Annotated in this window: 12 protein-coding genes; all 12 read left to right on the forward strand. The window is 47.1% G+C overall.

The features are described 5' to 3' along the window. The first annotated feature begins 16 nt into the window (after positions 1–16). The 12 genes from ACFQ88_RS03730 to ACFQ88_RS03785 all read left to right on the forward strand — a co-directional run bounded on the left by ACFQ88_RS03730 (position 17) and on the right by ACFQ88_RS03785 (position 12,516). Entirely contained in the window at positions 17–511 is a 495-nt protein-coding gene (locus tag ACFQ88_RS03730; RefSeq protein ID WP_379452001.1) for an NUDIX domain-containing protein, read from the forward strand. A gap of 2 nt (positions 512–513) precedes the next feature. Continuing rightward, positions 514–972 carry a GNAT family N-acetyltransferase gene (locus ACFQ88_RS03735; RefSeq protein WP_379452003.1) on the forward strand — a complete coding sequence of 153 codons (459 nt, stop codon included), beginning with the start codon at positions 514–516 and terminating at the stop codon, positions 970–972. 11 nt (positions 973–983) lie between these two features. Further along, complete coding sequence (locus tag ACFQ88_RS03740) at positions 984–1,460, forward strand: VanZ family protein (protein ID WP_379452005.1); 477 nt, start codon at positions 984–986, stop codon at positions 1,458–1,460. A 157-nt stretch (positions 1,461–1,617) separates the two neighbouring features. Further along, on the forward strand, positions 1,618–2,820 hold the full coding sequence (locus ACFQ88_RS03745) for a DUF6807 domain-containing protein (protein WP_379452007.1): 1,203 nt from the start codon (positions 1,618–1,620) through the stop codon (positions 2,818–2,820). A 237-nt stretch (positions 2,821–3,057) separates the two neighbouring features. Then, complete coding sequence (locus tag ACFQ88_RS03750; RefSeq protein ID WP_379452009.1) at positions 3,058–3,513, forward strand: GNAT family N-acetyltransferase; 456 nt, start codon at positions 3,058–3,060, stop codon at positions 3,511–3,513. Positions 3,514–3,754: 241 nt separating this feature from the next. Next, positions 3,755–4,426, forward strand: coding sequence for an SGNH/GDSL hydrolase family protein (locus ACFQ88_RS03755; RefSeq protein ID WP_239635091.1), 672 nt, complete (start codon positions 3,755–3,757; stop codon positions 4,424–4,426). A gap of 106 nt (positions 4,427–4,532) precedes the next feature. After that, a complete protein-coding gene (locus ACFQ88_RS03760) occupies positions 4,533–5,198 on the forward strand; it encodes a metalloregulator ArsR/SmtB family transcription factor (RefSeq protein ID WP_379452012.1) in 666 nt (221 codons plus the stop codon). Continuing rightward, a complete protein-coding gene (locus ACFQ88_RS03765) occupies positions 5,168–6,322 on the forward strand; it encodes a cysteine desulfurase family protein (RefSeq protein WP_379452014.1) in 1,155 nt (384 codons plus the stop codon). The genes ACFQ88_RS03760 and ACFQ88_RS03765 overlap by 31 nt, the downstream gene beginning before the upstream one ends. 111 nt (positions 6,323–6,433) lie before the next feature. Beyond that, complete coding sequence (locus ACFQ88_RS03770; protein ID WP_379452016.1) at positions 6,434–7,735, forward strand: MFS transporter; 1,302 nt, start codon at positions 6,434–6,436, stop codon at positions 7,733–7,735. 243 nt (positions 7,736–7,978) lie between these two features. Beyond that, positions 7,979–10,315: a helix-turn-helix domain-containing protein gene (locus tag ACFQ88_RS03775; RefSeq protein WP_379452024.1), complete on the forward strand. Its 2,337-nt coding sequence runs from the start codon at positions 7,979–7,981 to the stop codon at positions 10,313–10,315. 284 nt (positions 10,316–10,599) lie between these two features. Continuing rightward, entirely contained in the window at positions 10,600–11,601 is a 1,002-nt protein-coding gene (locus tag ACFQ88_RS03780; RefSeq protein WP_345774064.1) for an ABC transporter permease, read from the forward strand. A 15-nt stretch (positions 11,602–11,616) separates the two neighbouring features. After that, positions 11,617–12,516 carry a carbohydrate ABC transporter permease gene (locus tag ACFQ88_RS03785; protein ID WP_239635096.1) on the forward strand — a complete coding sequence of 300 codons (900 nt, stop codon included), beginning with the start codon at positions 11,617–11,619 and terminating at the stop codon, positions 12,514–12,516. The last annotated feature ends 17 nt before the right edge of the window (positions 12,517–12,533 follow it).

A 12,533-nucleotide genomic window follows, 5' to 3' on the forward strand; every position in this document is an offset into this window, starting at 1 on the left:
TCGTACGGGAGGTACTATGACATTTCATATAAGAATAAGACCTACTGCTCTTATATTAGAACAAAATTCGGTTTTGCTGATTGAGTACCAGTCTGAACAAAGAGGAACTTATTATTTTGTACCTGGAGGAGGAGCTGAACCGGGGGAAACTATCAAGGAAACGGTTCGTCGTGAGCTTTTGGAGGAAGCTGCGGTCGAGGCTGATGTCGGACAGGTCGCTTTTCTATTTGAATGCGAACCGCAGCAAAGAGCCGACGGATACAGCCCGTCTTCCCATACGTTATTTGTTGTATTTGAATGTGAACGTACTCCTGACTCTATTCCGAGAATGCCCGAGCATCCCGAGCTATATCAAACCGATGTAAAATGGATGCCGCTTAGTCGGCTGAAGACAATTAAGATTATGCCCGAAATGACCGATGCCATTCTGGAATATGCTCGGAAACGAAACGGAGCTGACTTTGTTGAAGACCACAAAACCATTGAGAATACAGTCGAAAGAGGCGATTAAGCGTGTTAGCATCCGTTCGCGAATATTTTTCTACCGATATTGAAGCATTGACGGGGTTAATGGGCGACTTGGGCTATCCCTCTTCCATTGATCAAATGAAGCAGAGAATGGAAGCGATTCAGTCGAATACCGATTATTTTTCCTTTGTTGCTTGTGTGGAAGATCAGGTCGTTGGCATGATCGGCGTTCGGCTCGTGCATTACTATGAGGCAGATGGGTTGGCAGCGCAGATTTCGGCATTAGTCGCAAGACATGATTATCAAGGAAAAGGAATTGGAAAGCAGCTTATAGCCTATGTGGAGAAATGGGCGTTGGAGCAAGGATGCAGCAGTCTATATTTGACAAGCGGACTGAAGCCCGAACGAATGCAAGCGCATGAATTTTACAAAAAGCTCGGCTTTCAAATAACCGGATATCGATTCGTGAAGCCGTTATCAGGTTCACTAAATTCAGCTAAATGAGGAAAAATGTTATGCGTCCTAATAACTTATGGAAGATGATCTTTATTGTTTATGTAGTTATGCTGCTGCTTTTTATAGTAATAAAATTTGGCGATGCACTCGAAACGATTGCCAGAATAAAAGCAGGCAGAGAATTAGGGATATATAATTACGATTTTTCATTCAGAGCGCTAGCCTACTATCTTAAAAATATAAACGAGCCCTTTGCGTATAGGAATATTATAGGAAATACAGTGGTCTTCGTTCCGCTGGGATTTCTGATTCCGATTGTTACAAAAAAATCCAGTTCGTTCTCAAGAACTATGTTCATTTGTATACTCAGCATAGTCGGAATCGAAACGTTTCAGTTGGTCACCTTGGTTGGATTTTTTGATATTGCCGACATTATCCTAAACACGATGGGCTGCTTCATTGGTTGGATGGGATTCCGGGTCATATTAGGTAAAAAACATTTACACAGAGCACAAAGACGGAGTTATCAACGATAGATGCGTTGGAGAGCAAAGCCATGGAACGATCACAATATCAGAGGATTTTTCCACAAGATCGCTAGTTGTATGAAAAAATGGTGAAGATTACAATGGGTGTGACAAGTTTTCCATCGTTTGGAAAGCCTCAATAATCAATAGAGAAAGGGATAGATTCATGAGTATTGGAATCAAAGTAAGGCTAAGCTGTGCTCCGGAAACTCCGCTTCCCACCGTATCGAGATTGGAGCTGGAAGAAGCTGTATTTCAACGGCTGGAGGATTGGACGGGCAACATGGAGCTTCTACTTGTTCACGAGTCCGGTCTGGAGCTTGCCTGCCAGCTAAGCCGCACAGCCTTATCTGCCTCCCCTGACGCGATGGGGGAAGAGCGCGCGATCTATCTATTGTTGACGGAATGGCCAGCCGGGAATGAAAATTCGGAGCTGATCTTCTCTTTTGCCAAGAAGCCGAAGCCGGAGGCGGCACTCATCGAGAGATCCAACAATCCTTGGAAGCACATGCCTGGGGTGTATCTTGATCATCAGGAGGAAAATACGAGGGTAGTTGTGAGTGTCCAGGGCGCATTGTTCACCCGATATCTGTATTCGCCTTATGTAGGAAAGCCGTATTATTACCCCATGATCGGACCCAATGGGAAAACGCTGATTCAGGACGCCCCGGACGATCATCTGCATCATCACGGTATATGGTGGGGACACGACGATGTGAACGGTCACAAGGTGTACCACGAATTTCGCGGGGAAGGGCGGCAGCTTCATCGCAAGTTTCTCGCTATGTTCGGCGGTCCTGTCTTCGGACAAATTACTTCGCAAGTGGAGTGGGTTGGCGAACAAAGTCAGCCTCTGCTAACCGAGACGCGCAGTGTGCGTATTTATAACATGCCCCGTGAGGCAAGGTATGTGGATCTTTGCACGGAGCTGCACGCGGTGAACGGCGATGTTCGATTCGGGGATACGAAAGAGGGCGGGTTTCCTTTCGTCCGTGTTAACGAGCAGATAAACGGCCATCATACCGGAATGTTGACCGCCGCGAACGGTAACAGGGGAGAAGCAGGCATCTTCGGGACATCAACCGAGTGGGTTGATTATAGCGGAACGATTTATCGTGATACGGATGCGGGGATCGCGATGTTCTCCCATCCTGAGAATGAATCGTATGCATCCCAATGGTTTGTCCGTGACTACGGCCCCTTTACTCCTGCGAATTTTCATTTTTGCGGTGGTAAGGATGTGCCTGGCGGAAGCACGCTGCGCATGAAGCATCGTTTGTATTTGCATCAAGGGGATGTTACTAGCGGCAAAGTGAAGGAGCGCTATGAGGAATATATCCGGCAGCTGCCGGCTGAACTGATTTTGTAGCAATAGCATCTTATTGTGGTCCGTCCGTAATATGAAATCTCTATTAACTGCACCCCGATTGTTAATTACAACTTACAATCGGAGGTGCTTTTTTGTATGAGTACATTTCATAGCAGGCGGCAAACTTCAGTGAAAATGATTATAACTGAACTTACTGTTGTCTGCAGACCCGTACAGGTATAATCTGGAACTGCCTTCTACGAGGGCATTGATAATGTTACAGATTGGGGCGACGATATGTTTGTTATTAAATCGATTATTGAGTGTCCTCAGCGCAAAAGGGAGCTTACTGAATTTGTAATTGAAAAGTGGCCGCAAGTGAAAAAGGTCGTGCTCCCAACCATTGAAGAAAGTGTAACCTCTGCAGGTGTGTTTCCATTTACATTTTTGCTATTAAAAAACGAGAAAATAATAGGATTTTATCAATTAATTGAACAGGAATTTGTAACCCGAAAAGATATATCGCCCTGGATAGCACCCTTGTTCATCGACGAGAATGAGCGAGGGCAGGCGCTAGGCGCATTTTTGCTGGCGCATGCAAGAAAAATAGCCGGGCAATTGAACTATGACAAGGTTTATTTGGCGACAGACCATATTCGTTACTATGAGAAATACGGATTCAGGGAAATCGGACTGGACATGTTCGAGTGGGGGCGACCGACCAAACTATATGAGCATGACACTATCAAGTAATTTTTTAATCGTTGTATAAGCAGTTATGAAATAATAGCATTAGTAAAATTTTCCTAGACCATTTATTATTACCAGAGGGGGTGTTACATGGACTGGGAAAGAGATTACGACGCAAACCTTCGTCATGTGCGGCAAGTATATTTAAAACTGTACTCTCTCGAATTTTCAACTGATAGTTTAGGATAGGGAGATAGGATTAAATTCATCGAATGAATCATTTATATATAGGGGGACGATCCGCATGAGAAGGCAAACACTCAAACGAGCGTTTATTAATACAGCTCCTGCATCCAAGTGGAGCAATAAAAACTGGGTGGTGCTTGGTGACAGCATATCGGTAGTGACCGGGCTAACCGAAAAATTTTATCATGAGTACATCCAGGATTCCATTCCGGGGTTGACAGTGTATAATCATGCGATTAGCGGAACGGGATATTATTGCAATGTACGCAGCAGAATTTATCAGGTTATTGACTCATTGGAAAACGATGCCGATTTAATCACGATATTCGCTGGAACGAATGATTGGAACGAAAATGGCGGTACACCAATGACGCTGGGGAATCTGGGGGACACCGATCCAACCGAATCGTTCTACGGTGCAGTTGACTACACCTTGCGCCAGCTGGTCACGAAGTACCCTACAAAAACTATTGCTGTGTTTACACCTCTGCCGCGAGACAATAATTGGGGCGTAAAATCGACGGGCGTTACGCTGGAACAGGTAGCGGATGCTATTAAGCGAACTTCGCATCGTTACTCGATCCCAGTACTTGATTTGTATAATGAAAGCAATTTCTATGCATGGGATAGTAATTTTAACCGTTATGCGATGCCCGATGGTCTGCATCCTAATGCGAATGGTCACAAGATTATAGCGAATAAGGTGTTAAGCTTTCTTAATTCCTTGTAAGAAATCAATTAATTAATTGAATAGTTGATAAAATAGCTTGACGATAAAATGCCTTCTTGCATATAATTCAACTATTGCATTGAATAGATTGGAAAGGAAGAGAGGCATGAACGATTCCCCAGTACGAGAATTTAAAGATGATTTGTATCGGCAATTTGCTCGAATCGGGAAATGCTTGTCCAGTGATAAACGGTTAGAGCTTATGCACCTGCTATCACAAGGGCCAAAATCGGTGGAGAAGCTGGCTCAGGCTACGGAGATGACGGTGGCTAATGTTTCCAGACATCTTCAGATCTTGCTTGATGCCAATTTGGTCAAATTTAGCAAAAAGGGCAATTTTGTTATTTACACTCTTGCTAACGCAGATATCAATGGATTTTTGACTTCCATGTGGAGACTTTGTGAATCTCAGCTTGCGGACATACCCCGCATTAAATCGAGTTTTTTGAACCAGTATGAGGATTTGGAGACACTTTCTCTTCATGAAGTGTTAACCAAAATGGAGGATGGCAGCATTATTTTGCTGGATGTACGCCCGGCTGAAGAATTTGAGGCGAAACACATTCCGGGAGCAATTTCCGTCCCATTGGAGGAGCTTCATCATTATCTCCGAGAGCTGCCCAAAAGTATTCAGATCGCAGCTTATTGCCGCGGACCTTATTGTGTGTATGCGGCACAGGCGGTGGAGGAAATGCGCCGGGAAGGTTTTACAGCATTCCACTTGGAAGAAGGGGTTAATGAATGGCAGGAATATCAAACACAGAATCATTAAAGCCGATTTATTTGGATTATAACGCCAGTACGCCGGTGGCTCCTGAAGTGTTTCAAGAAATGCTGCCGTTTCTGCAGCAGCATTACGGCAATCCATCCTCTTCGCATTGGGCTGCAGCGTCACTCCAAGAGACGATTGAAATGGCCAGAAGCCGGATCGCTTCAGCTATTGGAGCTGCCACTAGGGAGGTTATCTTTACAAGCGGAGGGACCGAAGCCAACAACCATGCTTTAAAAGGAGTTTATTTTGCGTCACGACATCGCGGGTCTCATATTATTACGACGACGATTGAGCATCCGGCGATTTTAAACCCTTGCAGCTTCCTGGAAACGCTAGGCGCTGAGGTTACCTATGTCCCGGTTGACGGATTGGGGCGGGTATCGCCTGAAGCTGTGGAGCGAGCGATCCGTAACGATACGATCCTGATTTCCGTCATGCACGCCAATAGCGAGGTAGGAACGATCCAGCCGATCGGGGAAATTGCCAGGATCGCTAAGCGATACGGTATTCTTGTACATACGGATGCAGCACAGTCCTTTGGCAAAATTCCCGTCCATGTCGATGCGCTTGGCGTAGACTTGTTGTCTATCGCTGGCCATAAGCTTTATGCACCTAAGGGTGTAGGAGCATTATATGTTCGTAACGGCACGGAGATTTCGCCGTTTGTACATGGAGCTGGACACGAATCGGGCAGACGGGCGGGAACCGAAAATGTGCCATATCTCGTAGCGTTAGGGAAAGCGGCGGAGCTGGCAGCCGAAAAAGCCAATGATCCTGCTGTACGAGTACTAAGGGAAGCATTAAAGGACGGGCTGCAAGCTGTCTTTGGCCATCGTGTTCAGTTCAATGGCGACCCCACGCTGAATTTGCCCAATACGCTAAACGTTAGTTTTTTGGGGATGAATGGTCAACAAATTTTGAATCAATTTCCGGAAATTGCTGCTTCGACCGGATCCGCTTGTCATTCGGGGAGCACATCGCTTTCCCCCGTGCTGCGTGCGATGGGGATCAGCGAATATGAAGGCTTAGGAGCCATCCGATTTAGCTTAGGCCGATACACAACGAGGGAAGAAATCGAGACGGTCGTTGCATTGTTCGCAGAGCGTATTCCTTCAACCTCGTAATTGAGTCTTCGATACCCATCTCCATGCGGACCACTTGTTAGACGCGAGGAGAGTTTTTTTACTTCTATCAAACTATTCAATTAATTAATAGAATAAGAGGGGGTGCGATTGATGGATGAATCCATTGCAAAGAATCAAAGTTATCCTGGCGGGATTCAAGCCTATGTTGAATCATTCGAGAAACAGAGGCAGCTGTACAAAAGAACGATGGTCATCGTTATCCTATCACAAATTTTTGGCGGTGCAGGGCTGGCCGCAGGGATCACCGTTGGGGCATTACTTGCGCAAGACATGCTGGGAACGGACAGCTATGCCGGGGTTCCTGCCGCCTTGTTCACGTTAGGCTCTGCTGGCGCAGCACTTCTGGTCGGCCGTCTCTCCCAGCGTTATGGACGACGGTTTGGATTGGCAACGGGGTTTTTGGCAGGCGGACTAGGGGCCATCGGTGTTGTCTTGGCTGCTGTATTGAATCATTTGCCACTGCTGTTCTTGTCCTTATTGGTTTATGGGGCAGGTACCGCGACGAATTTGCAGGCGCGTTATGCCGGCACCGATCTAGCACTGCCTACACAGCGTGCAAAAGCCATCAGTACAGCCATGGTATTCACAACTTTTGGTGCGGTTGCCGGTCCTAATCTTGTTACTGCCATGGGAAAGGTAGCGATCACGGTGGGCGTTCCTGCTCTGGCTGGTCCGTTTATTCTAGCGGCTGTGGCGTATATTTTAGCCGGGTTGGTGCTTCTGTTCATGCTTAGACCCGATCCTTTAATTGTGGCAAGGGCCGTTGCGGAATCGCAATTCGTAAACGAGAAGCGCAGCGAGGCAAAGAACGGGGAACATGCAACAAGCTATAAATCAGGCTTGATCGTAGGTGCAACGGTGATGGTGCTGACCCAAATTGTCATGGTTGCCATAATGACCATGACCCCGGTTCATATGAGGCATCATGGACATGGACTGGGGGATGTCGGCATTGTCATCGGGATTCATGTTGCAGCGATGTATCTTCCTTCCCTCATCACCGGTATTCTGGCTGATAAATATGGGCGAACAGTGATGGCTTACGCATCCGGCGTAACCTTGCTTCTGGCGGGCTTAGTGGCTGCCAGTGCACCAGGGGATTCGATGGTTCTGCTCGTAGTTGCGCTTGCGCTTCTAGGACTTGGCTGGAATTTCGGCTTGATTAGCGGCACGGCTACGATAGTTGACTCAACACCGCCAAGTGTTAGGGCTAAAACACAAGGAACAGTGGATGTTTTAATAGCTTTGTCGGGAGCTTCCGGCGGTGCGTTGTCCGGTATGGTTGTTGCCAGCTCTAGCTATTCCACGCTTTCTCTGCTTGGCGGCTTCCTTTCCTTGCTTCTGATTCCGGTCATCGTTTGGTCGCGCAGGAGCAAAAGAGAGAGACAGTGAGCGACAACATCCGTTACATATTGTAGTAAAGAAGGATCCTTTTTTCTAGTCATGATAAAGGGATCAGCATCTCGAACAAGCTTATATTCAAGGGATCAGTCAAGCGGGGCTGATCCCTTTGTACATTTTGATAGTCACGATGTGTAAGATAAAAGGGACGGATTCATAGCTGTTTACGGCAGAAGCTCACTCCTGTATACTATTTTTGAAAGCGTTTCCTGTTAAGGGGAGGAGGAAAGGCGCATGTTCCGAATGAGCGGTACGTTTCGCTCCCGCACTTATTTTATCCGCATCCTGAGAACGATTACTTTGGTATTGATCATGTTTCTGTTGATTTTGTCATCCGTACTGTATGTGTTCTCCCGAAGCATGGCGCTGGAGATGCAGCAGGATGCTAGCCGTAAGGTACTAAACCAGATCAGCTACAACATCGATAACTTAAATGAAACGGTTCGCAGTCTGATGATGACGGCTTTCAACGATCGCGATATGACGGTACTGATGAACAATCAAGATATTGAGGTGTTCGAGCTGTACAATAAGCTGAATAAGCTGGATCTCTTCGTCAGCTCCAATCCTTTTATCCAGTCGATTTGGATCTATAACGGGTTTAACGGCTGCTACTACTCGACCGCACTGAGTGCTATGGTTTCCTGTAAAGAACTTGACAGCGCAAGCAATCTGTTGAAGCCGTACATCGTCCAGCCCGCAACGCTGACCAAGCTGACGCTGCTGCCGATCGGTCCGAGCTTCTCCGAAGCGGGCAAGCAGGAGCTGTTTGCTTATTTTATGTACAAAAATTTGGATGCTTATGTTCCAGGCAGCAGCGTGCTGATGATGTCAATTAAAGCGAAGTGGCTATTCGATAATATTCGAACGCTGAACGAGCTAGGTGAAAATTCGCTTGGCGATCTGTTCATTATGGATTCAGCCGGTAAGGTGTACAGTCCTGGCGAGAACGGACAAATTTGGGATGACAGCATTTATAATGCCATCCGGTCGGCATCCTCTCCATCGGGATATTTAATGATCGGTGAAGGAAGCGAGAAGCAAATCGTCACCTATATGACTTCCAAATTCAACAACTGGAAAGTCGTAAGCGTTCAGCCGCATGACAAGGTTTTTGGCAAGGTCAACAAGCTGTTTACGATGATGGTCATTATTCTCGGAATATTTATTATACTTGCTTTCGTGGTGTCGTCTCTTGCGACAGTACGGCTGTATCGTCCGTTCGGAAGGCTGATGAGCAAAATTCAAGGATTGCATGAGGAGCAGATGGGGCTGTCGCCGAAGGATGAGCTGAGTATGATGTCGTCCGTGTATGACCGGATTGTGGAAAAGATGAATCAGCTGCAGGCTGATCATTCCGGGAATCATGAAATCTGGCAAAGCTATCGGCTGCGCCGCCTCATTACCGACAGCGCCGCCGTTTCTGAGGAGGAATTCGCAGAGTGTTTGCCAACTGCAGCTTCTGCGGCGGAGGGAAGACAATTCATTGTAGCAGTGTTAAAACTCGACGATTATGAGACCTTTAGGCGGACGCGCAGCGAACGAGAACAGAAGCTGTGCCGCTTCGCCGTCACCAATATTGCAGGGGAGCTATATGGCGGGCATTTTCCGAACGTTCCGGTAGATATGAAGAGCGACCATGCCGCTGTATTGCTCATGGTTCCTCCCGGGGATGCCGAAGCGGCTTATGCGGAGCTATCCCGGTTGACCAACTTGGTGATGAGCACAGTTGATAGCTACTACAACTTGTCGCTAACTGCGGCGTTCAGCGAGCCGTTCAACGATATCAGGAACACAGCTGAGAGCTACGAACAGGCGTTGGCTTACAGTCTTTACCGGATGGTGTTTGGCAAAATGTCCGTAATTACGCCTTCTCATATTGCCTTCCGTCAGGGCGGCGACGCCTATGAAATCCCTTATGAGATGGAAAAGAAGCTGGTTGAAGCGATCCGATCGGGAGAGTCGACAGTCGTACATACCCGTATGGATGCGATTTTCGAATATATGGCGGAGTTGAGCCCGGATAATGTTGACTATGCCATTTTGCACTTACTTATTATTTTGCAGCACACGGTGAGAGAAATTAGCTCCAACAAGCTGAAGAACGTGGCTGTAGATTTGCGTGCTTACAACCATCGCATGCTGGAGCAGGAGACGCTGGCGGACGTGCGCCGTCTTATGAACGATCTCCTGCATGAAGTTACCGAACAGATCCAGTCGGCCGCAAAGGGCAAGAACGAGTATCTGATAGAAGCTGTGAAGGAGATCGTGGAGAACAATTACGCAGATGAAAACCTGAGCTTGCAGTATATTGCATCGGCGCTGCGAATGTCTGCAGCTTACCTTGGCCGGTTTTACCGTAACAGCGAAGGGCAGTCTGTGGCAGATTACATCAACGAAGTACGGCTGACGAAGGCGCAGGATATGCTGAGTGCCGGTAATGACAGCATCGTGGCGATCATGAAGAACGTTGGTTTTACGAACGAAAGTAACTTCTTTAAGCATTTCAAGAAAAAGACGGGCGCTACGCCTGGTGAATACCGATTGAAAAAAGCAAATCCATTGCAATGATGCTGCCGGCGTCCGCAAGAGCGATACAGGCCTTTTCATGAACCCTTTTCTCTAGATGAGAAGGGTTGACGAAGAGGCTTTTTATTTTTCCGTAAGCTCTGGTTTTTGGCGTCCTGACAGGATTTCATATACGGAATCTGCGAAAATAACAGGAATGTATCATTTAAACAGTTGTAAAAAACAGGAATATTCAACAGTTACAGTACCCCATGGAGGGGAAGTTCGGGATAATACAATCAACCCGTAAACAGCCCTACTCTTATGTCAAGCGAGGTGATATCAAGATGCATCAAAATAATAGCGTCAACATCGGAACATCGGAACAGAGTCATACAAAAAAGGGCGATACAGCAACGAAAGGAATTGTCTTCAAATTACGGATGGAATGGAAGCAATTTCAGAAAAACCGCGAATTGTTCATTCTGACCGTTCCTGCGCTCCTATTTAAGTTTATTTTTTCTTACTTGCCGCTGGTAGGCCTGATCATCGCATTTAAAAAGTTCAATTATGCCAAAGGGCTGTGGGGCAGCGAGTGGGTCGGACTGAAAAATTTCTCGTTTTTTTTCGCTTCGGATAACGCCTTCCGTATTACACGCAATACGATTTTGTACAATATCAGCTTTATTGTGCTGACAACAGTCATTGCAGTAACGCTGGCCATTCTAATGAATGAATTGAGCAAAAAATGGTTGAAGCTGCATCAAACCGCGTTGTTTCTGCCTTACTTCTTATCTTGGGTTGTCGTCAGCTACGTCACACTCGGATTCCTTGATAACGGCAGCGGTTATCTCAACCAGCTGCTGCAGCAGTTCGGTGCGGCACCGGTAAAATGGTACCAAGAAGCAAAGTACTGGCCGTTTATTCTTATTCTTGTTCATTTATGGAAGTCGGTAGGCTTCTCTGCGCTCATTTATTATGCAGGTATAATCGGCATCGACTCGAGCTATTACGAGGCGGCCCGGATCGATGGCGCGACCCGACTGCAAATGATCCGCCGCATTACGATTCCGCTGCTTACTCCGCTCATCATCATTTTATTTATCGTCGCTGTCGGGCAAATGTTCCGCGCGGATTTCGGCTTGTTCTTCTTCGTGCCGAATGACACAAGCTTTCTTTACGCGACGACGGATGTCATTGACACCTACGTGTACCGCTCGCTTCGTGTCGTCGGTGACATCGGCATGTCTTCCGCTATCGGCCTGTATCAATCGGTTGTCGGACTTGTGCTCGTGCTTGCCGCGAATTATGTAGTAAAAAAAATCAACTCGGAAAACTCGCTATGGTAGGAGGTGAACCAATCTATGAGTGCTTCAGCTGCATCCAATAGCAAACCAACGCTTGCTCAGCATCTGATCAACTTGTTCTTTTGCGTATTGACGATCGGGATGGTCATTCCGATGGTGCTTGTCATATCCATTTCGCTATCGGAGGAGAAATCGCTCGTACTGAACGGGTATCGCCTGCTCCCCGAGAAGTTCAGCCTAATGGCGTACGAACTCATCTTACAAAGCCCCGGACAGCTGCTGAAGGCGTATGGTGTGACCATCTTTGTCACGGTAGTCGGGTTGATCGCCAGCCTGCTTATAACCTCCATGGTCGCTTACTCGATATCGAGAAGAGATTACCGGTATCGGCGGATCACGACGATGTACGTGCTGTTCACGATGCTGTTCAGCGGAGGTCTGGTGCCATTTTATATATTGGTCACGCAATATTTGCATCTGAAGGATACGATCTGGGCGCTGATCGTGCCGTATTTGGTCAGTCCGTTTTATGTCCTGATTATGAAGGGTTTTCTGGAAAAGCTGCCGGGGGAAATCTTTGAATCGGCCAAAGTGGACGGGGCGAGCGAATGGCGCATTTTCTTTCGCATCGTGCTTCCCTTATCTACTCCTGCATTAGCGACCGTAGGCCTGTTCATAGCATTCGCTTATTGGAATGACTGGTGGCTCGGACTGCTGTTCATCAACGATCAGGATCTGGTTCCTCTGCAGCTGCTGCTGTACCGGATTATGAGCACGATCGAATTTATGACGAACAACATCAATACGGTTAATGTACAAATTGACCTGTCACAGTTTCCTAGTCTATCGGCCCGAATGGCGATGGCCGTGCTTGCTGCAGGACCGATGATGTTCGTATTCCCGTTTTTTCAGCGGTTTTTCGTGGCCGGACTGACCGTTGGCTCGGTTAAGAGCTAAGACGGTGCAGCCGCCTT

Origin of the sequence: Paenibacillus sp. NPDC056579, assembly GCF_042793215.1 — a bacterium.
GTDB lineage: Bacteria > Bacillota > Bacilli > Paenibacillales > NBRC-103111 > Paenibacillus_S.